This is a genomic window from Planktotalea sp. (assembly GCF_039984035.1).
Lineage (GTDB): Bacteria > Pseudomonadota > Alphaproteobacteria > Rhodobacterales > Rhodobacteraceae > Planktotalea.
In genome coordinates this window covers 1-20,967 of record NZ_JBDWVM010000126.1, presented here as the reverse complement: position 1 = coordinate 20,967, position 20,967 = coordinate 1, and the positions used below count along the sequence as shown (strand labels likewise).

The following is a 20,967-nucleotide window of genomic DNA, read 5'->3' as shown; positions in this document are numbered from 1 at the left end:
TGAAGCACTGGATGTGTTCGAACCGGGCCGCGTGGCGGATGCAGTGTCCAAGCTTGGTCTGAAGCATGTTGTGATTACCTCTGTTGATCGCGATGATATCGAAGATGGCGGCGCGGAGCATTTCGCGCAAACCATCCGCGCGGTGCGTCACCGCAGCCCTGATACTACAATCGAAATTCTGACACCTGATTTCATTCGCTGTGATGACAGTGCTTTGGAAGTTGTTGTAGACGCGCGTCCAGACGTCTTTAACCACAACCTTGAAACAGTGCCTGGCCTTTATCCTGAAGTGCGCCCGGGTGCGCGCTATTTCCATTCCTTGCGCCTTTTGCAGCGCGTGAAAGAACTGGACCCAAGCATCTTTACCAAATCCGGCATTATGGTGGGTCTTGGCGAAGACAAGCAGTCTGTCGTTCAAGTCATGGAAGATATGCGCGCGGCTGATATCGATTTCATCACAATCGGACAATATTTGCAGCCCACGCCGAAACACCATGCGGTTGATCGCTTTGTCGATCCTGAAGAGTTCAAAACCTATGAAAAAGCAGCGTGGGGCAAAGGCTTTTTGATGGTATCTGCAACGCCATTGACGCGTTCATCTTACCACGCTGGCGATGACTTTGCCCGTTTGCGTGCTGCGCGAGAGGCGAAATTGCAGGTTCAATAGCGCACTACTGCAAATTGTAATGTCTAAAGGGCGAAATCGCATTGCGGTTATATTGACTATCTATAATTACTTTGGTCTTTTGTAAGTTATTCAAATCGTAGGCGCTCTTAACACGGCTCTATCGAACGTAATTATTGGTAAAGTGAGTACGAGTATGCCGATTTCAGATGACGCGCAAAGTATTTTGACTGAAGATGAATTGTCCCGGTGGAACACCGCTTTAATGACCGGCGTTCCCATGGTCGTGACCTATTCATTTAACGATAGACGTCCTGAATATGACACGTTTACGCCAGCGACTTTTACTGCTTTCAACGATCGGCATGAAGCCAACATTCGGACCGCCCTAGATGCTTGGGAAGAAGTCAGCGGGCTGACCTTTCTTGAATTGGATGAAGGTGGTCAAATTGGCTTTAACATGGTCAGCGAAAGTGCGATGGACTTCGGCGATTTTATCGCTGCTGGTTTCGCCTATCTGCCTTATCCGTTTACGAATTCTGACGGGGACCGGCTGTTGTACACAGGCGATAGCGATTTTGGCCATTACGGTTATATGGGGGACGTTTATTTAAACGCGAACCTTTATGGCGGACGCTCTGCGCCTCTGCTTGATCCGGATCAAGTGTCTTTTACAGTGCTACTGCACGAAATCGGCCATGCCCTTGGGCTTGAACATACCTTTGAGGGTGATCACGTCATCGACGAGGACCACGACAATACCGACACGAGCGTTCTATCCTACACCCTTGGCGAAAATCCGACGGAACTGGGCGATGCTGATATCGAAGCGATCCAATTTCTCTATGGATCACAGGGGTTTGAGACAAGTTTTAACCCAGATTTGATGATTGTTAAGCAAGTTGGCACCGCGGCAACTGAGCAAATGCATGGCACCGAACTGTCTGATTTTCTCTTTGGAAATGGCGGCGCGGATACGCTCTATGGCTGGGACGGAGATGATTTCATTGTCGGTGTGAGTGATGTCTCGGTGGACGGGGGCTATGGCAGTGACACCGTCATTACGAGCCATGGCGAGAACACTTTTGTAGATCTAGGCGGCATTCTAGAGGCCGGTACCTTTAGCAATACCGACTTGACGATTGATGATTATTATTCTGGTGGGTTTGGTGATGACTATGCCGACGGCGGGTTTGGCAATGACGTCCTTATTGGCGATCGCAGTTCCCAGTTTATTTCTGGCAATGACACGTTAGTCGGCGGTCATGGGAGTGACTTCCTTCAAGGGGGCGGGGACAGTGACGTCTTCCGTTTCGATTATAATGACAGTCGAACCTTCGAAGGGGTTAATCTGGGTCCCGATGTGATCGGGCGATTGGATGAAAATCAACTTTACAATGCAATCAGTTCGGATCGAACGACAATCGATGATCTGATTGGCCAAGCTACTCGGGATTTCGAGGTTGGTGTCGATAAAATCGAAATTTCTGGCGTCAGCACTTATGGCGAAAACCGAATTGAAAACAACTTATCGACTTATCTGAGCGATAAAGCAGACGGTGTGCTTTTTGATTACTTCAATCTACATATTTTGCTGATTGATGTGACCGAGGCAGAGTTACTGAATGCCAATTTCTCAGACGTTTTTGAGTTTATTTGACGTAATCGCCTTTCGACTTTTTCAAAGTGCTACCCAGCAAAGTGAGTTCCTAAATGTTTGTTTCTGCCGATAGAGTGAAATTGCGGTCACAGTCCCTCGTTTTGATTGGTTTGCTTACTCTTGCTGCCTGCGGCAGTGAGACAGTAGACGGCAATATGGAACCTGAAGATCCGCCTGAGACCACGAGTTCTGGCTTTGTGGAAAACGAGGGGGATAACGTCACGCGCGCGACCGGAACAGGCACGGTTGCACAAGTCGGTTTTCAAAATTCACTCTTCCCGACATCTGCTGGCGGCGTAAGCGCACCGAATACAACGATCGGAAATCCAGGCGCGGCAACACCAACAGGTCTAACAGGCGTTTCGACGATAAGCGCCGTTCAGATTCTTACCTTTGACAGCTCCACGGGCACGATTGGGTCTCAAGCAGGCGTTTATAACAATACAACCGAGCAAGTCACGACCGGCGGCAATTCCTATAACGTCGCCAGCAATGGCACTGCTTATACAGGTAATATCCTCTCAGGCGGAGACGCTTTGACTGTGACGTCACCAACGGATCCAGCGGTGATTCCAATGGGCGGCGGCGCAGCTTATAGCGGCACGGGCGATGTGGTGTATGTCGATGGTCCGTCTGGGCAGGCTTTCAACGGTACGATGGATGCCTCTGTCACAGCGAATTTCGCCGGTGGCACCGTTGCTATTACAATGAGCAATCCTGACGGTGAAATCGGCGGTCGTGCATACAATGATGCCGGTCAGATCAGAATTACCAACCTTGCAATCAATGGCAATGAATATGCTTCAAACGGCACCTCTACAGGGCGCGTGACCGGTTTTGTTGGCGCGGCTGACCTGAATTCAGGAAATCAGACCGTAACGGCGCGTGGCTTGTTTGGCGGCGCAACCTACGATGAAACAAGCGCAATTGCGCGTATTGACGATGGTGCAAACGGAGAAGCGATCCTACGTTTGAATGCATCGCGTTAAACTGCTTGCCAATACCGGCGCGTCGGTTTAAGAGCGCGCTATTAAATCCCGCAGGTGGGGTTGGGCCTTTGGGGGAGAAATCCTCAAATGTCCGCCGGTTTGAACATCCGTTCATGCCCCCACCGAGGCGAAACCGGAAAAGGAAAACGACATGGCTCTTCCAGAGTTCACCATGCGCCAACTGCTTGAAGCAGGCGTACACTTCGGCCACCAAACACAGCGTTGGAACCCACGTATGGGCCCGTTCATCTACGGCTCACGTAATGGCATCCACATCATGGACCTGACACAAACCGTTCCAATGCTCGACGCAGCGTTGAACGCGATCCGTGACACCGTTGCTAAAGGCGGCCGTGTTCTGTTCGTTGGTACAAAGCGTCAAGCGGCGACACCAATCGCGAACGCAGCTGAGCAGTGTGCACAGTATTACATGAACCACCGTTGGCTCGGCGGCACGCTGACAAACTGGAAAACAGTTTCTCAGTCTATCAACCGTTTGAAGTCCATCGATGAGAAGTTCGAAACAGGCTTTGAAGGTCTGACAAAGAAAGAACGCCTCGGCATGGAGCGCGATCAAGCGAAGCTTCAAGCCTCTCTCGGCGGTATCCGCGAGATGGGTGGCACACCTGATCTTATCTTCGTCATCGACGTGAAAAAAGAAGCACTCGCAATCGCGGAAGCAAACAAACTGGGTATCCCTGTTGTTGCGATCGTTGATACGAACTGCTCCCCAGACGGCATCGACTACATCATTCCAGGTAACGACGATGCGGCACGCGCAATCGCTCTTTACTGTGATCTCGCAGCACGCGCAGCGCTTGACGGCATGTCCGCTCAGCTTGGCGCAGCCGGCGTTGATCTTGGCGCGATGGAAGAAGCACCTGTTGAAGAAGTTGTTGCAGAAGAAGCAGCAGCAGACGCTCCAGCAGCAAGCTAAGTCACGCATCTTTTACGAGGGCAGGGTAGCCCGCCCTCGTTAATCCGTATTTTAAGGAGATTCCAAATGGCAATCACAGCAGCCATGGTGAAAGAACTGCGCGACACATCCGGCGCAGGCATGATGGACGCCAAAAAGGCGCTCACAGAGACAAACGGCGACATGGAAGCAGCAATCGATTGGCTGCGCACCAAGGGCCTCGCGAAAGCGGCAAAGAAATCGGGTCGTACAGCGGCTGAAGGTCTTGTTGCAGTTGCGGTTAACGGCGGCAAAGGTGTTGCGGTTGAAGTGAACTCTGAAACTGACTTTGTCGGCAAAAACGCAGAATTCCAAGAAATGGTTGGCGGTATCGCGACTGTTGCTTTGGGCGTATCCGACGTTGCAGGTCTTGCGGCAGCAGACATGGGCGGCAAGCCTGTTTCTGAAGTCCTGACAGACAAAATCGCGACAATCGGCGAGAACATGTCCCTGCGTCGTATGTCCGTTGTCGAAGGCACAACTGTTGTGTCTTACGTTCACAACGCGGCGACAGCTGGCATGGGCAAAATCGGTGTTCTGGTTGCGCTTTCTGGCGACAATGAAGCGTTCGGTAAGCAGGTTGCGATGCACATCGCGGCGGCAAACCCGGCAGCTCTGTCCGAGGCTGACCTCGACCCAGCAGTTGTTGAAAAAGAAAAGAACGTTCAGATGGACATCGCACGCGAGTCCGGCAAGCCTGAGCAAGTGATTGAAAAGATGATCGTTGGCCGTATGAAAAAGTGGCTCGCGGAGAGCACGCTTTTGGGTCAAGCATTCGTTGTTAACCCTGATCTGACGGTTGCGGAAGCAGCCAAAGAAGCAGGCGTTGAAGTCACAGGTTTTGCACGCCTCGAAGTTGGCGAAGGCATCGAAAAAGTAGAAGAAGATTTCGCAGCAGAAGTTGCGAAAACAATGAAGGGCTAAGGCCTTTCATCCTTCTAAGTACTAAGGAGCGTCGCATGTTTTCATGCGGCGCTTTTTTTGTGTTTTAGAGACTTGCGATACGGACTTGCTAAATGTGTCGCTAAAGGTGAGCATTCCAAACAAATTCAATTGTTAAGGCTCACAATGGAACTCCTTAAGCCACAACTTGATCTGCTCCCCGAGTACATCGATGCCCTAAAACAAGGGTGGTCCCCCGACAATTTGAGAGCAGAAGCCGCACAAGAACAGCTTATTAAGATCGAAGCGGACCCACATGCTTTTGTGTCTTCTTTGGATGATCCTCTCGCCAAAGCGGGTCCAGTGATATTGCCTGACGGATCGCAGGTTGAACGTTTACCAAGCATTCGACGGTGGATTTGGGATCGAGGTTTTTGTGGCCACATTAGCCTAAGGTGGCAAAAGGGCACAGAAGCGCTTCCAGTCACATGCTCTGGGCATATTGGCTATAGTGTTCTAACTGCAAGGCGCGGGGAAGGCTTGGCCACTGCAGCACTGAAAGCGATCCTTCCAGAGGCCAAGGCTCAAGGGTTAAGATATGTGGAAATCACGGCAAGTCCCGAAAATCCGGCCTCCATTCGTGTGATTGAAAAGGCTGATGGTGTCTTGCTGAAGACATATATTGCTGAGCCTGCACTAGGCGGGCACGAGACCTGCCTTTTCAGAATTTCTCTGTCGTAGAATGACAGAGAAAACTATTAACACTTGGGAACACCTCGAGCTCGCTCCTTCGATTTCGCAATGTTTAAAAAGCTGGTCGCTCACCGATCCGATGCTTATTACAGTGACGAATATGGGCGCGATCCTACGGGTGACGCGCGTCGATGGCAGTTTTGCGGTTCTCAAATGTTTGTCTGATATCGGACAGCGCGAAGAAAGCTTGGCGGCTTCGACGCTGCGCGCGTTCTCTGGCAATGGAGCTGTTGAGGTTTATGAAGCTTCGGAAACAGCGCTGTTGATGGAGCATTGCGCTGGTGGTCAGCTTGATACATTCGCAGCCGAAACGGGGGCAGGGGATGCCGCCGCGCTGCCAATTATTGGCGAAGTGGTTCGTGCTTTGCATCGAAACCAAGGTGATCCCCCTGACGCGCTACCGACATTGGAACAGCGATGCGCGGTGTTGACGGAGGTTGCGTCGCTGGCCGCGGACGTCGAGACACGTGGGTTGTTCAAGCGCGCGGAGGAGATCAGCCAGGCCCTACTGTCGAGCACTTCAGACGCATTGCTGCTTCATGGCGATCTGCACCACGGCAATATTCTGCAAACCAACCGTGGCGGTAGACCCACATGGGTGTGCATTGATCCGCAAGGGGTTTGGGGGGATCGCGCCTATGACGTTTCGAACATTTTTGGCAATCCGATTGGGCAACCTGACCTTTTTCTAGATCGCGACCGACCTTTGCACCTCGCGCAGTTTTTCTCAAAAGAGTTGGATCTTTGCCAAAGCCGGATTCTGAAGTGGGGGTTCGTTCATGCCAACATTTCTGCGGCTTGGGCCTTGCAAGATGGTGACGATCCGAGACATCGGCTGCAGCTTGCGCGTCATATTTTGAACGTGCTGTAAGACGGCTCGCAATTTCGAAAGTCACCTTTGCGAGTAAGCCACACAAAAAAAGACGACGCATCCTAAAATCAGGATGCGCCGCCATTAATCTATCGCCAGCCCGAACATTGGGGATGAGGTAGGCCAACAATATGGGGTCGCCGGTCAGACGGCGGACAATACACCGCCTTAACCGACAGCTGGATTTCTCCAGCATAGAAAGGTAGAGCCTTGTAATCACAAGGGTAACTTTCTTTAAGTTCCTAGGCTAAAGCCACCACTCACGGAACACGTTATTTATGCGTCAAAGCGAGGCTGACCAAAAGTAAAGTATTCCATACCATCTAGCGATTAACGCAAAATTAACGAGCTACCGGTGGGTTTTGACGTCAAAACAGGTGTTTTGTGGACTTATTTAACAAAAACTGAAGAAAATCGATTCAGGCTTAGTGCGCAGTGATTAAAGTTTAGGCACTGCCTATGCCGTCAACAATGAACATTTGATTCTGGAAGGACGCTTTTAACACCGCCTGTGCAGTCGTTTCCACACTCAACACTTCACGCGCAAGGCGCAAGTGTTTTTCCACTGTGGCCGCTCGCAAGCCCATCAACATAGCAATGTCTTGGGTCGTTTTCCCATCGCCAACCCATTCCAAAGCTTCGCGTTGGCGACTGGTTAAGGAGCGGCCATTGCTTTGATGGGGTAGGGTGACGATTTTCAAATGCGCGACGTTGTTCATCAAAATGATGTCGTCACCATGTTCTTCCCAAACCGCATCTGCATCCGCTTGGGTCATTCCTTTGCGTGCCGTCAGCGCAATCGCGCCTTTGGAGCGGGAGGTGATCGCTTTGAAGCTAATCGAATACCCGGCCACGACGCCAAAGGCATGGTTCATTTCCAAAACCTGCTTTTCCGCGTCTGTCAGCGTGCCACGCGCCATTTCCTCGCCAATGTGACCCCAGCTGCGCGCACCGACATTGTTCAGTGCCCAACGCACCATTGGCGCTTTGCGGTAGAGCTGCTTGCCCATGAATTCCTTCATGTAGTCCGGGTCTTGGTTTGTCAGCAGAACGAAATCTTCTGGATCACCCATCGAATGTTCGGACATGAAATGAGTGAAACCATAGATAATGCGATCAAACCCGAACTCGGCCATTTTCTCGCAATGCAATTTCCACAAAGCTTCGGCCGTCGGCGCGGATGTCAGCTTTTCCAGATATTCTCTCAAACTGCTCATGTTGTTGCCTTCACATGCGATTGCAGAGCGTCCAGCGCGAGCGTGTAGCTTTGCGCGCCAAAACCGGCGATCTGTCCAAGGGCGACAGGTGCAATGTAGGAATGATGGCGAAAGGCTTCGCGTGCATGAATGTTGCTGAGGTGAACTTCAACGCAGGGCAGTTCAACAGAGGCCAGCGCATCATGAAGCGCGACAGATGTGTGGGTATAAGCGCCAGCGTTCAGAATGATCCCATCTTGTGTCGCTTTCGCGCTGTGGATCGTATCAATCATCACACCTTCATGGTTCGATTGCTCGAACGTGATGTCAGCGTTTGGCGCATGTGCGCGGCACATGGCTTCGATATCGCTGAGAGTTGTACTGCCGTAGACCTCTGGCTGGCGTGTGCCGAGCAAGTTTAGGTTGGGTCCATTTAGTATAAGTACACGCATGAATGAGATCGCCTATGATAGGCGCTTAGTTTCGCCCATCAAGGTGAGACATGTCCAGTAGCGAATTGCCTAAACGTCTTAACGTAATACGATTTTTGGAGTTTTGACGTGTTTTTCACTGTGGTTTTGCGATGTGGCGTTTAACAGGTGCGCGCATCACTTAGGTTGCTCATGGCTAAATGATAAAGTTACATAATACCGATTATGCGTAATACGCATGTTGAGTTAGTACGCGCCCTATGATCTAACTTTACGCTTTTAAAACAAAGGAATGCTGATTGTTGTTAATGTGCGCTGAACGTTTGGGTTGGCGGCCCTATTGGGCCGCCTGCAAATCAAAAGAATGCTTGAAGACCCGTTTGAGCCCGACCAAGGATCAACGCATGAACATCGTGCGTTCCTTCATAGGTGTTTACGGTTTCCAAGTTGACCATGTGGCGGATGACGTGGAACTCGGCTGAGATGCCGTTGCCCCCGTGCATGTCGCGCGACATACGCGCCACGTCGAGCGCTTTACCGCAGTTGTTGCGTTTCACGATCGAGATCATTTCAGGCGCCGCATTTGCCTGATCCATCAAACGGCCCACTTGCAAGCTGGCTTGCAGCCCCAGCGCGATCTCAGTCTGCATATCTGCCAGCTTTTTCTGGAACAGCTGCGTTTGCGCTAAAGGCTTGCCGAACTGTTTGCGATCCAGCCCATATTGACGCGACGCATGCCAGCAGAATTCCGCCGCGCCCATCGCGCCCCAGCTGATGCCATAGCGCGCACGGTTCAAACAACCGAACGGGCCTTTGAGGCCTTGGACATGCGGCAGCAACGCATCCTCGCCGACCTCAACGCTGTCCATGACGATTTCACCTGTGATGGAAGCTCTGAGGCTCAGCTTGTTGCCAACCTTCGGCGCGCTTAGACCTTTCATGCCTTTCTCAAGCACGAAACCACGGATCTTGCCGCCATGCTCTTCGGACTTTGCCCAAACGACAAAGACGTCGGCAATCGGACTGTTGGAAATCCACATCTTGGAACCGGTGATTTTATAGCCATTCGCCGTTTTCTCGGCGCGTGTTTTCATGCCGGCAGGATCAGAGCCAGCATCAGGTTCAGTCAGGCCAAAGCAGCCGATCCATTCGCCTGACGCGAGCTTTGGCAGGTATTTCTTGCGTTGCTCTTCAGATCCATAAGCATAGATCGGATACATCACCAAGGAGGATTGAACGGACATCATAGAGCGATAGCCGCTGTCCACGCGTTCCACTTCACGCGCGGCCAAGCCGTAGCTCACATAGCCTGCGCCGATACCGCCGTATTCTTCTGGGATTGTGGTGCCAAGCAGGCCCATGTCACCCATTTCACGGAAGATACCCGCGTCGGTTTTCTCGTCCTGAAACGCTTCCAAAACGCGCGGTTGCAGCTTTTCCTGAGCATACGCGCGTGCGCTATCAGCAATCATGCGCTCATCTTCTGTAAGTTGATCGTTCAAACGAAACGGATCATCCCATTGAAAACTGCTCAAATCAGGTTGATCTTTGGCGCGAAGAGCAGGTTTGTCGGACATTTTGGACCTCATTGTATCGATGGATTGCGACAAACATAGACGATTGATGTGTTTAAAGCTAACAAGTCTAGGTCGTAACTTCATGAGTTTTTAGAATATGCTATCTGCATCCCCATCCCGTCGGTATCTCCCGTCTTTGGCCTCCTTACGGGCGCTTGAAGCGATTGATCGGCTTGGCACGGCCACGGCGGCTGCGGATGAACTCGCCCTGACCCAAAGCGCGGTCAGTCGACAGCTGCAAGTCCTTGAAGATCAACTCGGGATCGAGCTGTTTATCCGTGAAAAGCGCCGTGTGCGTCTGAATAAGGCGGGTGAGCGATACGTTAAAGACATTCGCGCGGCTCTTGAGCAAATCACCCGCGCGTCGATGCATTTGCATCTGCATCCGGGCGCTGGCGGGTTGAGCCTCGCGATCTTGCCGAGCTTTGGTATGCGCTGGCTGGTGCCCCGCTTGGCCCATTTTGCGACGCTGCATCCGGATGTGACGGTGAACCTGTCCACCCGTTTGACGCCCGTCGCCTTTCAAAGCGAACCCTTTGATGCGGCGATCCAATATGGTGCGGGTGATTGGGACGGGTGTCACAGTCTGTTGCTGCGTGAGGAGACGTTGATCCCTGTCTGCAGTCCTAATTTTCAAAACGGGCGCGCGATGACAGGCGCGGCTGATCTTAGCGCCCTGCCTTTGCTCCACATTCAAACCCGCCCAGATGCATGGCGGTCCTGGCTCGAGGCCCACGGTGCACCGCCTCCTAAAACCGCTGGTACGCGTTTCGATCAGTTCTCAACGATCACCCAAGCCGCGATCCACGGGCTTGGCGTCGCCCTCCTGCCCGACTTCATCGCCGAGCAAGAGCTTGCGGCAGGCCGCCTCGTGACCGCCTATGACGGGCCAACGCGCTCAATGGGCGCATATTATCTGGTTTGGCCGAAAGACAGCGGCACGAATGCCGCATTGCAAGTATTTCGCGATTGGATCGCCACGCAAAGCGAGGATGAAGACGGATTGCCGCGCTAAATTGGGTTACTGTGGAACGCCCTGTTTCGTGTTGGGTGCGGCGTTATTACGGAAAGCTCAACAACCGTTCTTAACCTGCACTTGCCAATATAATACCTTCGGCCAAGGTCTGTTGCGCAGACAAACTCGACATTGAAGCTTCTAAGTGCGGCGCACGTTGAGACAGCAAGCCAGTCTTCGGTTGGCAACGCAATACGGATTTCTAATAATTGGTTTCTTCGAATTAACCTTTCTCTCGAATTCGCGACCACGGCACTACCCAAATGCCGAGTACCACCAAGACGTCAGCGCTCAAATGAAACACAATCAGCTTACATCGATCCAACCACGTAAGACTTTCAATAAGGGCAACAGACAATTCCGAGTTTTCCCCAAGCAAATCTAATAGGGCGTCTCTCTGGTCAATTATCGACAGCATAGGAAAAATGTTCGAGACAACAAACATTGCGAATGCCACAGTTAGAACAGCCTTTAAGGCCCAACTGTCCGTGAACTCTTTTCCTGTCGCTAACGTTGCAATAATCGCTGTTGAAACCACGAGGAAAAAATTCCAGTAAACGTTCATCTCGGCTTTTCTATCGAAAACAAAACCTAGAATTTCTAGACTATCCATGACCAGCCTCCTTTGTGAATATGTATCGATGTGCGCTATGCGGACTTTGTTGCCTCTTGAAGATAGCCCTTAACTTAACATTCACTAGCAGTACATCAATGACGCCAAAGTACGAAAAAGCGAGCAATAATGGCCTGCGCCTTAGAGAAGCCGCCGATCCTGATAGGAGATTTGTCTTGTGGGTGGAAGAAGTTTGCATGAAAGAATACGCAATAGCTCTTTGGGGTAAGTGGTTGCGTTCGACAACAGTGAAAACTGTCGATATTGCAGGGCACCAAATTATAGAGCTGAACAGCCAAGCTATTGGTTGTGTTGCAACAACTCGCTTTGAGAACTACGTGCAAATTGACAAATTGTATATCAGCCCAGACTTTCAAAATCGTGGGTTTGGTGCGGATGTACTCAGGCAGATCGATGACGCTCGCCCCGACGATCTACCGCTCAGACTCAGCGTTTTGACAACAAATCCAGCTCTGAAGTTTTATCTTCGAGAAGGGTTTTCGGTAGAGAAAGAAGATCCCGAAAGGTACACGTTATTAAAGAAATAGAAGGTGAAACGTTTTCAACGATTAGGCAGTGTCGGGTTCAAATCCGACCTGCGCTACAATCTGTTCGAAGGTCCACTAAACCGCTCTTTATGGAATTGGGTCAGCTTGACAATTGAAGTTAAAACACTCCGACCTTCAACACCTACCCCAATGCATATCCAGCGCCGCGCACGGTGCGGATGGGGTCTTCGCCCCCCTGTTTGGCCAAGGCTTTGCGCAAGCGGCCCACATGCACATCGACGGTGCGGGTGTCCACATAGGTGTCCCTGCCCCAAACGCGGTCCAAGAGCTGCTCGCGCGGCCAGACGCGGCCTGGTTTTTCCATGAAATGGCTCAACAAACGGAACTCCGTCGGGCCAAGTTTAATTTCAGCGCCAGAGCGTGTAACTTTGTGGGTTTCGCCGTCCAAAATGATGTCTTCAAACACCAGTTGCTCCCCGACCGCTGCCGCGCGGGTGCGGCGGAGCTGCGTGCGCACGCGCGCCAGCATCTCTTTGACGGAATAGGGTTTGACCACATAATCATCCGCGCCTGTCTCAAGGCCGCGTACCTTGTCGACCTCCTCAGAGCGCGCAGAAAGCATGATCACAGGGATATCTTTCGTCTCGTTACGCGACTTGATCTGACGGCAGACTTCAATGCCAGAGACACCTGGCAGCATCCAGTCGAGCACGATGAGATCAGGGATTTCTTCGCGCGCGATGAGCAATCCTTCGTCGCCGCTGCCTGCTTGCAGCACACGGTAGCTTTCTGATTCCAGATTGTAGGACAGCACCTCGCGCTGTGCGGGTTCGTCTTCAATCAGCAAGCTGCAAGGTTGCGTAGCGCTCATGATCTTAAACCTTAGACGCCGCCAAATCTGTCGAAGAGATATCGCTCTTGATGCGGTCCTCTTCCGGTGCTTCGCCGGTCACGAGATAGACGACCTGCTCCGCGATATTTGTCACCAGATCGCCCATGCGTTCGGTGTTTTTCGCGATGAAATGCAGGTGCATACAAGGTGTGATGTTTGTCGGATCTTCCATCATGAACGTCAGGAATTCACGGAACAAAGCGTTATACATTTGATCCACATCCGCATCGCGCATGATCACATTGATGGCGAGATCTGCGTCCCGTTGGATATAGGAATCCAGCACATCTTTCAGCATGACTTGCACTTCGCGCGCCATGCGACGTAGCGAGGATTGCGAACCTGATACCTCTGGCAACTGGGCCAGAACGGATGTCCGTTTAGCCATGTTCTTTGCGTAATCGCCGATGCGTTCCAGCGCGGCGCTGATCTTGATAACCGAGAGGACAAGGCGCAAATCGATCGCGGTGGGTGAGCGCAGAGCGATCAAGCGGGCAGCAGCCTCGTTGATTTGCTCTTCCAATTTATCAATGTCTTTGTCGCCCGCGCGCACCTTGTCAGCGAGTTCTGTGTCGCGTGTTTCGAGCGATTTTGCAGCGTTCAGGATCGCGGCTTCAACCATGCCACCCATTTGCATGATCTGCGCTTGGATCGCTTCGAGATCGCGATCAAAGGCGGAGGAAATATGTTGATTACTCATGAGATTATCCAATCCGTCCAGTAATATAGCTTTCCGTGCGTGGATCGCTGGGTTTGGTGAAAATCTGGTTTGTTTCGCCGTATTCGACCAAGCTTCCGAGGTGGAAGAAGGCTGTTTTCTGAGACACACGCGCCGCCTGTTGCATGGAGTGGGTCACGATCACCACCGCATAGCTTTGGCGCAGCTCGTCGATGAGCTCTTCGACCTGCGCGGTCGCGATTGGATCAAGCGCTGAGCATGGCTCATCCATCAGTAGAACTTCGGGCTCTGTGGCGACAGCGCGCGCGATGCACAGGCGCTGTTGCTGACCACCAGATAGACCCGTGCCCGGAGCATGGAGACGATCCTTCACCTCATCCCAGATCGCCGCGCGTTTAAGCGACTTTTCAACGATCTCTTCAAGGTCCGCTTTGGAGCGGGACAGCCCGTGAATACGTGGGCCATAAGCCACGTTGTCAAAGATCGATTTCGGGAACGGATTGGGCTTTTGAAACACCATTCCGACCTTGGCGCGCAGCTGGACTGGGTCAACGCGGCGATCATAGATGTCTTCGCCATCGATCAGAATGTCGCCCTCAACGCGGCAGATATCAATCGTGTCGTTCATCCGGTTCAAGCAGCGCAGGAAAGTGGATTTGCCACAACCGGACGGGCCGATAAAGGCGGTGACCGTCTTGTCCATGATTTCAACATTCACGTCTTTGATGGCGTGGTTGTCGCCGTAATACACCTGAACGTCTTTGGCTGAGATTTTGCTCGTTGTCATCGTCGTCTCTTTCATTGTCTCGGCCCTACCAGCGGCGCTCAAAGCGGCGGCGCAGGATCACGGCGATCGTGTTCATTGTAATCAGGAAGACCAGCAGGATGATGATCCCGCCCCATGCGCGCTCGTAAAACGCAGGGTCGGCGCGTTTGGCCCATTCGTAGATTTGCGCAGGCATGGCAGAGTTGGGATCAAGCAAGCCGCTCGCCACACTGTCAGGCGCGTTGGAGGCGATGAAGCCGATCATACCGACGAGCAGCAAAGGCGCGGTTTCACCCAATGCCTGCGCAAGGCCGATGATTGTGCCTGTCAGGATACCGGGCGCGGCCAGTGGTAGAACATGGTGGAACACCGATTGCATCTTAGACGCCCCGACGCCAAGCGCGGCATCACGGATGCTCGGCGGGACGGATTTGAGTGAGGCGCGCGTTGAAATGATGATCGTCGGAAGTGTCATCAGGGTTAGAACCAAACCACCGACAAGCGGCGCAGATTGCGGCAAGTGCATGTAGTTGATGAAGACCGCGAGGCCCAAGATACCGAAGACGATAGAGGGAACCGCCGCAAGGTTGGCGATGTTGACCTCAATGATGTCCGTAATCCAGTTCTTGGGCGCAAATTCTTCGAGGTAGATCGAGGCCGCGACGCCGATTGGCAAAGCCAGCGCGAGAACCACCAGCATCATGAAGAAGCTTCCCATCATCGCGACGCCAATGCCAGCGGCCTCTGGGCGCGCATCGGATGCGTCAGCGCCTGTGATGAAGTCAAGGTTGAAGCGTTTTTTGATCACGCCAGCCTCAACCAGGGCATCCACCAAATCAAGCTGTTCTGCGTTGATGTTCTTGTCATCGGCGATGCTTTCACGGGTTACACGGCCCTTGAGATAGCCATCAACACGGGAGTTGGTGAGGAATGTAAACTCAGCTGTTTCTCCAATCTGGCTCGGATCGTTGAGTACGTAGTTGCGAATGTCGGCAGCCGCGCTTTTGGACAAAAGACCCGTTAACTGCTTGCTTTTGAGATCGCTTTCCAGACCGTTGGCGGCCAACACATCTTCCATCGCTTGTTTGATCAGGGGCGTGTAGCCGAAGGTGGATACCTTCTTGATCTTCTCAATGTCGCGCGTTCCCTTTTTATCGAGCTTCTCTTCCAGCAGCGGCACATTCAATGTGATGAACGTTTGCTGAAATGCGCCTGTGCCATTGCCAATGATCGTCACCAACAAAAGCGCGAGCATTGCCAGACCTGCGCCAATCGCGCTTAGGCCATAGAGGCGGAACCGGCGTTCAGCAGCGTTACGCTTTTTGGTGCGCGCATCGACTGTGAGCAAGGATGTTGTTGTATCGCTCATTCGTACTGTTCCCGATATTTGCGCACGATATAGAGCGCGAGGATGTTGAGGCCCAAGGTTAGCACAAAGAGTGTGAGACCAAGCGCAAAGGCGACAAGAGTTTCAGGGCTGGCGAAGTCGCCATCGCCTGTAAGTTGGCTGACGATCCTTGTGGTGATCGTTGTCATCGCTTCGAGTGGGTTGAGCGAGAATTTGGCAATCGCCCCTGCCCCAAGCACCACGATCATCGTCTCGCCAATCGCGCGGGAAGCGGCCAGAAGGATGGCGCCTACGATACCCGGCAAAGCGGCTGGAATGACCACCTGACGGATGGTTTCGGACTTGGTCGCTCCTAGGCCGAGCGATCCGTCACGCAAGCTTTGTGGGACGGCGTTGATGATGTCATCAGAGAGCGAGGAAACGAAAGGGATCAGCATGATGCCCATGACGACGCCCGCAGTCAGTACGGCTGTTGCGCCGCTCATCCATTCGACGCCGAGCATTCCGTCGCGCCCAAAGGTGCGCAGGAGCAGTGGGCCAACGGTGAGCAAAGCAAAAAGACCGTAAACAATCGTTGGAATACCCGCGAGAATTTCGAGCAACGGCTTGGCGAGACCACGTGTTTTGGGGCCCGCATATTCACTGAGGTAGATCGCGGCGAACAGGCCGATTGGGACCGAGACCAACAGGGCAATGACAGAGATATACATCGTACCCCAAAGCAGCGGCAGAATTGATAACTCACTATCACCGCGGAAGTTCGGCGCCCATTTGAGGCCGAAGAAGAAGTCTTTCCAAGAATGCAGCCCAAGGAAATTGCGCGTCTCGAACACCATCGAGAGCACAATGCCGATGGTCGTGAGGATCGCGAGGGAGGCCGCCGTGATCAGCAGCGCCAGAACGGCGCGTTCAACCGCATTGCGGGCGCGGAACTCTGGGTTGATTTTGAATAGGCCAAAAGCAAAGCAAGCCACAGCAAGGCCAAGCACGATGATCATGCGCCAGAATTTGCCGGCGGCATCGCTTGCGCGATAGCTTTGCGCGGCGATCAGAACCTCTGGCGCCACTTCATTGCCAAGCGCGACACCAACGCCGCCCAAGGTTTCACGCACATTCGCCATCGGCGCATTGGCTTGATCGTTTGTCAGAACGCCCTGCTCTACTGCGATGTTCAAGCCATCGGAAATACGGCGTACATCACTCATCACGAGGGACACAGAACCCTCATCGGGCTTCAGCTCTGACGGGATCAAATCGACGGTGCTGCGCTCAATAAAACTGGGTTGTGAAAGCAACCAGATCACCAAGACTGTAAGAGCCGGGACCATAGTCAGGAGCGCGACAAAGCCGCCGTAGTATTTGGGGAGCGAGTGCAAAAGCCGCACATTGCCATCAGCGCTTGCCACAGCGCGGGTGCGCCCTAGGACGGCGCCGATCGCAGCCAATATCAACACAAATGTGGTGAGCCAGAAGGCGGACATAGATGCTCCGATCTGAATGTCGTTGTGTCTTGCTAGACGTGAAAACTGGCGCAGGCTTGGGGGAAAGCCTGTGCCAGATCAAGTGTTTTTTAGCTGTCTGCGCCCAGAACAACTTCGTCAGCAACCGCTTCTTGCGTTGCTTCAAGCTCTGGATCTGCAACCAGACCGTATTCCGCCAATGGGCCGTCTGGGCCTGCGATTTCTTCTGCCACGAAGAATTCAGCGAATTCTTTAACGCCTGGGATCACGCCGATGTGCGCTTTCTTCACGTAGAAGTAGAGCGGACGGGAGACAGGGTATTCGCCAGTCGCGATGCTTTCTGTGGATGGAACGATGTCGGCCATTGTCGCAACTTGCAACTTATCTGTGTTGTTCTCGTAGAACGCCAGACCGAAGACGCCGATGCCGTCTTTGTTGCTTTCGATACGCGCAAGCGTTTCTGTGTAGTCACCGTCGATGTCGACTGAAACGCCGTCTGTGCGCAAAGAAATACACGCTTTTTCAGCCGCTTTCTTGTCGCCGCCGTTTGCGTCCATGATCGCATCGAACGCGCCTGTTTCTTCACAGCCCGCAAGGATCACTTTGTCCTCAAACACTTCACGTGTGCCGTGCTTTGTTCCTGGGATGAAGGCTTGCAGCGCTTGCGCTGGGAAGTTTGCGTTCACGTCTGCCCATGTTTTGTTCGGGTTCGCGACCATTTTGCCGTCAACGAGGATTTCGTCGCTCAGCGCAAGGAACCAGTCTGTTTGTGTGTAAGCAAACTCGTTGCCGCCTTTTTCGGATGCGAAAACGATGCCGTCATAACCGATGCGCACTTCAACGATGTCTGTCACACCTGCGGCTGCACAGGCTTCGATTTCGCTGGATTTGATTTTGCGGGATGCGTTCGCGATGTCGATGGTGTTTTCGCCAACACCTTCACAGAAACGCTTAAGACCTGCGGAAGAGCCACCGGATTCAACAACTGGCGTTGGGAAGTCGAAGTTTTCACCGAATGCTTCTGCAACGATAGAGGCGTATGGCAGAACAGTGGAAGAACCAGCAACCTGAACTTGGTCACGTGCTGTTGCGGCGGTTGCTACAGCGCTAAGTGCGAGAGCGGATACTGTAAGTTTTGCGAAGGACATCATCTGTCTCCTGATTTGATTTATAGCTGCTAGCTACGGGTCTTGAGACAAGCTTTTGTGACAGTAATGTAAAAGTTATGTGACAGCGCGTTTTGTTGTCTTTTATTGCGGCTTAATAGACCGCTTCTGTCGGTAAAATAACTGTAAATTCAGAGCCTTGACCGATATTGCTGCTGATGTGCAAACGGCCGCGATGACGGTTGATAATATGTTTGGTGATCGCCAAGCCAAGGCCCGTGCCACCCATTTCGCGGCTTCTGTGACTATCGATTCTATAGAATCTTTCGGTCAAACGCGGGATATGGACGGGATCAAAGCCCGCACCGGTATCACGAATCCGAATGCGCACCCCGTTGCACCGCTACAGTGGTTCATAATGGCCCTCTGACAGGGAAACGGTCACATCAACTCCCTCGCCGCCATACTTGAGTGCATTCTCGATGAGATTAACAAAGACCTGTCGCAGTTGATCGCCATCGCCAAGGATCAAAGTTTGGTCCGAGGACAGGTTTAACGTCAATTCAGCCGCATTGGTTTTCGCCAAGGGGCTCAGGCTATGGACAATCGATCCAAGCAGTTCGGCAATATCAACCGTTTCTGTTGGGCGGCTGCGCCCTTGCGCTTCGACGCGGCTCAGGGACAGTAGATCATCGACCAAACGGTTCATGCGGGACGTTTCAGACGCCATGATATCTAAAAAGCGCTCGGACGCTTTGGGATCGTCCTTTGCCGTTGTCTGGAGCGTTTCAATAAACCCCATGAGCGCGGTCAAAGGCGTGCGCAGCTCGTGACTGACGTTGGCCACAAAATCGCTGCGCAATTGATCGGTTTTCTTAAGGTCGGTGATATCCTCGAACGTCACCAAAACACCGCTAGTGTCACCTGCAACATAGGCACATGTCAGCTGATAGCTGGTTTCGGTGCGCCCTTCAGTCCCCAAGTAGGTCGCTGTTTGCTCGACTTGGCTCTTCTTGCAGGCTTCAATAGCTTCGATAACCGTCGGTTGCCTTAGCGCATGAATGTAGTGTCGACCTGTAAGTCCTTCTCCTAAAATGGTTTTTGCAGGATCATTGATGGCGTAAATTCGGTCTGACGTCGCAATGAAAACCGCAGGAAGCGGAAGCGCGTGAACCAATCCATCAATTTGACCCTGTCCCATTTACACGTCCTGTGAGGCTTTCACGGCTTGGGTGAAGATAGCGTTCAAGGCGTCGCTGTCTTCCAAACCGACGGAGACACGGAAGAAGCCTTCGCTCATTCCGAGCGCGGCGCGCGCCTCTGGCGTGAGGGCGCGGTGCGATGAACTGGCGGCATGGCTGAGGGTCGTGCCCACATCGCCCAAAGTGGGCGCAAATGCGATGCCCTCTGCCGCGCGAGCCAGGGCGTTGGCAGCAGCGCGACCACCCTTGACTTCAAAACTGACCATATTGCAGCCCTGGCCTTGTAGCAGCGCCTGTGCGCGGATCGTATCAGGATGATCGTCGCGCATTGGATAAAGCACGCGTTTGACGCCTTCGAGGCCCGCGAGATGATCCGCCAGCGCCACAGCGTTGGCCTGCGCGCGTTCAAAGCGCAGATCAAAGGTGGCAAGTCCGCGCTCAGCGAGCCAGCAATCAAACGGGCTGGCCGTCATGCCGGTCGTCACAGCGAAATCGTAGATCTTCTTTTGAAGTACTGCGTCTTTGGCCGCCACATAGCCCAATGTGACATCGGAATGTCCTGCAAGCAGCTTAGTGACTGAATGGATCACAACGTCTGCGCCGTGCTGGAACGGTTGATAGCTGCGCGGCGTCGTGAATGTGTTGTCGACGATCAGCAAAATGCCGGTTTCGGCGCAAACCTTGGCGATCCCTTCCATATCAGCCACGCGGAGCGTCGGATTGGAGACGACTTCGATCAGCACAGCTTTGGTGTTGTCCTTGATCGCGCTTGCAAAGGCGTCCGCATCCGTTGGATCAGCTAGGGATGTTTCAACGCCAAACCGCGGCAGATCTTCTTTCATCAGGCGCAAGGAGCGACCATAAAGCTGATCGCCGCCAATGATATGATCGCCAGCGCTCAGAACGCCCATAAGCGCCGCAGTGACAGCGCCCATGCCAGAGCCGGTTACAATGCCGCCGCTCACACCCTCAAGTGCATCGATGCGCTGCGCTAAGACGGTCGCATTTGGATGTCCTTCGCGCGCATAGGTAAAACCGCTTTCGCGCCCTTCGTATTGCGCGTCGAGTTCATCAGGGGTGCTTGACGCAAAGGCCACGGCAGTGCTCAGCGGCGTCACAATGGGCCGACTGATGCTGTCTGGTTGGCCCACTGGGCGGATCAAAGTGTCTTTAGAATTGCGCATAATGGGTCCATCAATGGAGTGGTTTTGTAAAACTTTTGTCAAATGCATCGCAGATCGCGCATTCTTTTTGTTTTACAGTTCTTTAAGCTCTGCACGGAAACGACGCATGTTCGTTTGATAGTGTAGCGCGGAGGCCTTGAGGCCGTTGATCGCAGCGTCGTCCAATTGGCGCACCACTTTGCCCGGCACACCCATCACGAGCGAGCCGTCTGGAATTTCCTTACCTTCCGTGATCAACGCACCTGCCCCGATCA

General features: G+C 52.9%; 22 protein-coding genes and 1 pseudogene. 9 read left to right on the top strand and 14 right to left on the bottom strand.

Going from position 1 to position 20,967, the window contains the following annotated elements:
• The 7 genes from ABJQ89_RS05735 to ABJQ89_RS05705 all read left to right on the top strand — a co-directional run.
• Positions 1-667, top strand: a 667-nt coding sequence (locus ABJQ89_RS05735; RefSeq protein ID WP_348495308.1) for a lipoyl synthase, incomplete at its 5' end; no start/stop codon positions are given.
• 154 nt (positions 668-821) lie between these two features.
• Positions 822-2,285 (top strand): matrixin family metalloprotease, encoded by a 1,464-nt coding sequence (locus ABJQ89_RS05730; RefSeq protein ID WP_348495307.1) that lies wholly within the window; start codon positions 822-824, stop codon positions 2,283-2,285.
• A 53-nt stretch (positions 2,286-2,338) separates the two neighbouring features.
• Positions 2,339-3,274, top strand: a complete 936-nt coding sequence (locus ABJQ89_RS05725; RefSeq protein WP_348495306.1) for a hypothetical protein — start codon at positions 2,339-2,341, stop codon at positions 3,272-3,274.
• Between the two features lie 151 nt (positions 3,275-3,425).
• Complete coding sequence (rpsB, locus tag ABJQ89_RS05720) at positions 3,426-4,211, top strand: 30S ribosomal protein S2 (protein ID WP_348495305.1); 786 nt, start codon at positions 3,426-3,428, stop codon at positions 4,209-4,211.
• Positions 4,212-4,277: 66 nt separating this feature from the next.
• The gene (gene tsf / locus ABJQ89_RS05715; RefSeq protein WP_348495304.1) at positions 4,278-5,153 is read left to right on the top strand and encodes a translation elongation factor Ts; all 876 of its coding nucleotides are present in this window, start codon (positions 4,278-4,280) and stop codon (positions 5,151-5,153) included.
• Between the two features lie 144 nt (positions 5,154-5,297).
• The gene (locus ABJQ89_RS05710; protein WP_348495303.1) at positions 5,298-5,852 is read left to right on the top strand and encodes a GNAT family N-acetyltransferase; all 555 of its coding nucleotides are present in this window, start codon (positions 5,298-5,300) and stop codon (positions 5,850-5,852) included.
• Between the two features lies 1 nt (position 5,853).
• Positions 5,854-6,735, top strand: coding sequence for an aminoglycoside phosphotransferase family protein (locus ABJQ89_RS05705; RefSeq protein ID WP_348495302.1), 882 nt, complete (start codon positions 5,854-5,856; stop codon positions 6,733-6,735).
• A gap of 446 nt (positions 6,736-7,181) precedes the next feature.
• On the opposite strand, the gene ABJQ89_RS05700 is transcribed toward ABJQ89_RS05705, so the two are convergent.
• The 3 genes from ABJQ89_RS05700 to ABJQ89_RS05690 form a co-directional block, all read right to left on the bottom strand.
• Positions 7,182-7,952 (bottom strand): LuxR family transcriptional regulator, encoded by a 771-nt coding sequence (locus ABJQ89_RS05700; protein WP_348495301.1) that lies wholly within the window; start codon positions 7,950-7,952, stop codon positions 7,182-7,184.
• Positions 7,949-8,383: a type II 3-dehydroquinate dehydratase gene (gene aroQ / locus ABJQ89_RS05695; RefSeq protein ID WP_348495300.1), complete on the bottom strand. Its 435-nt coding sequence runs from the start codon at positions 8,381-8,383 to the stop codon at positions 7,949-7,951. The genes ABJQ89_RS05700 and aroQ overlap by 4 nt, the downstream gene beginning before the upstream one ends.
• Before the next feature lie 335 nt (positions 8,384-8,718).
• The gene (locus ABJQ89_RS05690) at positions 8,719-9,939 is read right to left on the bottom strand and encodes an acyl-CoA dehydrogenase (RefSeq protein WP_348495299.1); all 1,221 of its coding nucleotides are present in this window, start codon (positions 9,937-9,939) and stop codon (positions 8,719-8,721) included.
• A 97-nt stretch (positions 9,940-10,036) separates the two neighbouring features.
• Here ABJQ89_RS05690 and ABJQ89_RS05685 point away from each other — a divergent pair, with 97 nt between their 5' ends.
• The gene (locus ABJQ89_RS05685) at positions 10,037-10,954 is read left to right on the top strand and encodes a LysR substrate-binding domain-containing protein (RefSeq protein ID WP_348495298.1); all 918 of its coding nucleotides are present in this window, start codon (positions 10,037-10,039) and stop codon (positions 10,952-10,954) included.
• Positions 10,955-11,177: 223 nt separating this feature from the next.
• On the opposite strand, the gene ABJQ89_RS05680 is transcribed toward ABJQ89_RS05685, so the two are convergent.
• The gene (locus ABJQ89_RS05680; RefSeq protein ID WP_348495297.1) at positions 11,178-11,567 is read right to left on the bottom strand and encodes a hypothetical protein; all 390 of its coding nucleotides are present in this window, start codon (positions 11,565-11,567) and stop codon (positions 11,178-11,180) included.
• 98 nt (positions 11,568-11,665) lie between these two features.
• On the opposite strand from ABJQ89_RS05680, the gene ABJQ89_RS05675 reads away from it, so the two are divergent.
• A complete protein-coding gene (locus tag ABJQ89_RS05675) occupies positions 11,666-12,115 on the top strand; it encodes a GNAT family N-acetyltransferase (RefSeq protein WP_348495296.1) in 450 nt (149 codons plus the stop codon).
• 142 nt (positions 12,116-12,257) lie between these two features.
• Here ABJQ89_RS05675 and phoB read toward each other — a convergent pair whose 3' ends face one another.
• The 10 genes and pseudogenes from phoB to ABJQ89_RS05625 form a co-directional block, all read right to left on the bottom strand.
• Complete coding sequence (gene phoB, locus ABJQ89_RS05670) at positions 12,258-12,947, bottom strand: phosphate regulon transcriptional regulator PhoB (protein WP_348495295.1); 690 nt, start codon at positions 12,945-12,947, stop codon at positions 12,258-12,260.
• 4 nt (positions 12,948-12,951) lie between these two features.
• Entirely contained in the window at positions 12,952-13,668 is a 717-nt protein-coding gene (gene phoU, locus ABJQ89_RS05665; RefSeq protein WP_348495294.1) for a phosphate signaling complex protein PhoU, read from the bottom strand.
• A 4-nt stretch (positions 13,669-13,672) separates the two neighbouring features.
• The gene (gene pstB, locus ABJQ89_RS05660) at positions 13,673-14,434 is read right to left on the bottom strand and encodes a phosphate ABC transporter ATP-binding protein PstB (RefSeq protein ID WP_348495293.1); all 762 of its coding nucleotides are present in this window, start codon (positions 14,432-14,434) and stop codon (positions 13,673-13,675) included.
• A gap of 25 nt (positions 14,435-14,459) precedes the next feature.
• Positions 14,460-15,782 carry a phosphate ABC transporter permease PstA gene (pstA, locus tag ABJQ89_RS05655; RefSeq protein ID WP_348495292.1) on the bottom strand — a complete coding sequence of 441 codons (1,323 nt, stop codon included), beginning with the start codon at positions 15,780-15,782 and terminating at the stop codon, positions 14,460-14,462.
• The gene (gene pstC, locus ABJQ89_RS05650; RefSeq protein WP_348495291.1) at positions 15,779-17,242 is read right to left on the bottom strand and encodes a phosphate ABC transporter permease subunit PstC; all 1,464 of its coding nucleotides are present in this window, start codon (positions 17,240-17,242) and stop codon (positions 15,779-15,781) included. The genes pstA and pstC overlap by 4 nt, the downstream gene beginning before the upstream one ends.
• Before the next feature lie 89 nt (positions 17,243-17,331).
• On the bottom strand, positions 17,332-18,369 hold the full coding sequence (locus tag ABJQ89_RS05645; RefSeq protein WP_348495290.1) for a substrate-binding domain-containing protein: 1,038 nt from the start codon (positions 18,367-18,369) through the stop codon (positions 17,332-17,334).
• Positions 18,370-18,481: 112 nt separating this feature from the next.
• Positions 18,482-18,718: an ATP-binding protein gene (locus ABJQ89_RS05640; RefSeq protein WP_348495289.1), complete on the bottom strand. Its 237-nt coding sequence runs from the start codon at positions 18,716-18,718 to the stop codon at positions 18,482-18,484.
• Between the two features lie 12 nt (positions 18,719-18,730).
• Complete coding sequence (locus tag ABJQ89_RS05635; protein ID WP_348495288.1) at positions 18,731-19,528, bottom strand: histidine kinase dimerization/phospho-acceptor domain-containing protein; 798 nt, start codon at positions 19,526-19,528, stop codon at positions 18,731-18,733.
• Positions 19,529-20,713 carry an aminotransferase class I/II-fold pyridoxal phosphate-dependent enzyme gene (locus tag ABJQ89_RS05630; RefSeq protein ID WP_348495287.1) on the bottom strand — a complete coding sequence of 395 codons (1,185 nt, stop codon included), beginning with the start codon at positions 20,711-20,713 and terminating at the stop codon, positions 19,529-19,531.
• A 72-nt stretch (positions 20,714-20,785) separates the two neighbouring features.
• Positions 20,786-20,967 (bottom strand): annotated as a pseudogene (locus ABJQ89_RS05625) (gamma carbonic anhydrase family protein); the annotation flags it as partial.

Coding starts and splice junctions, on each gene's coding strand:
- phoU (WP_348495294.1), bottom strand. CDS start 13,668: ATGAGTAATCAACATATTTCCTCCGCCTTTGATCGCGATCTCGAAGCG.
- tsf (WP_348495304.1), top strand. CDS start 4,278: ATGGCAATCACAGCAGCCATGGTGAAAGAACTGCGCGACACATCCGGC.
- pstA (WP_348495292.1), bottom strand. CDS start 15,782: ATGAGCGATACAACAACATCCTTGCTCACAGTCGATGCGCGCACCAAA.
- ABJQ89_RS05630 (WP_348495287.1), bottom strand. CDS start 20,713: ATGCGCAATTCTAAAGACACTTTGATCCGCCCAGTGGGCCAACCAGAC.
- ABJQ89_RS05635 (WP_348495288.1), bottom strand. CDS start 19,528: ATGGGACAGGGTCAAATTGATGGATTGGTTCACGCGCTTCCGCTTCCT.
- ABJQ89_RS05690 (WP_348495299.1), bottom strand. CDS start 9,939: ATGTCCGACAAACCTGCTCTTCGCGCCAAAGATCAACCTGATTTGAGC.
- ABJQ89_RS05685 (WP_348495298.1), top strand. CDS start 10,037: ATGCTATCTGCATCCCCATCCCGTCGGTATCTCCCGTCTTTGGCCTCC.
- ABJQ89_RS05725 (WP_348495306.1), top strand. CDS start 2,339: ATGTTTGTTTCTGCCGATAGAGTGAAATTGCGGTCACAGTCCCTCGTT.
- ABJQ89_RS05675 (WP_348495296.1), top strand. CDS start 11,666: ATGACGCCAAAGTACGAAAAAGCGAGCAATAATGGCCTGCGCCTTAGA.
- ABJQ89_RS05645 (WP_348495290.1), bottom strand. CDS start 18,369: ATGTCCTTCGCAAAACTTACAGTATCCGCTCTCGCACTTAGCGCTGTA.
- pstC (WP_348495291.1), bottom strand. CDS start 17,242: ATGTCCGCCTTCTGGCTCACCACATTTGTGTTGATATTGGCTGCGATC.
- aroQ (WP_348495300.1), bottom strand. CDS start 8,383: ATGCGTGTACTTATACTAAATGGACCCAACCTAAACTTGCTCGGCACA.
- ABJQ89_RS05680 (WP_348495297.1), bottom strand. CDS start 11,567: ATGGATAGTCTAGAAATTCTAGGTTTTGTTTTCGATAGAAAAGCCGAG.
- ABJQ89_RS05730 (WP_348495307.1), top strand. CDS start 822: ATGCCGATTTCAGATGACGCGCAAAGTATTTTGACTGAAGATGAATTG.
- ABJQ89_RS05705 (WP_348495302.1), top strand. CDS start 5,854: ATGACAGAGAAAACTATTAACACTTGGGAACACCTCGAGCTCGCTCCT.
- phoB (WP_348495295.1), bottom strand. CDS start 12,947: ATGAGCGCTACGCAACCTTGCAGCTTGCTGATTGAAGACGAACCCGCA.
- pstB (WP_348495293.1), bottom strand. CDS start 14,434: ATGACAACGAGCAAAATCTCAGCCAAAGACGTTCAGGTGTATTACGGC.
- ABJQ89_RS05700 (WP_348495301.1), bottom strand. CDS start 7,952: ATGAGCAGTTTGAGAGAATATCTGGAAAAGCTGACATCCGCGCCGACG.
- rpsB (WP_348495305.1), top strand. CDS start 3,426: ATGGCTCTTCCAGAGTTCACCATGCGCCAACTGCTTGAAGCAGGCGTA.
- ABJQ89_RS05710 (WP_348495303.1), top strand. CDS start 5,298: ATGGAACTCCTTAAGCCACAACTTGATCTGCTCCCCGAGTACATCGAT.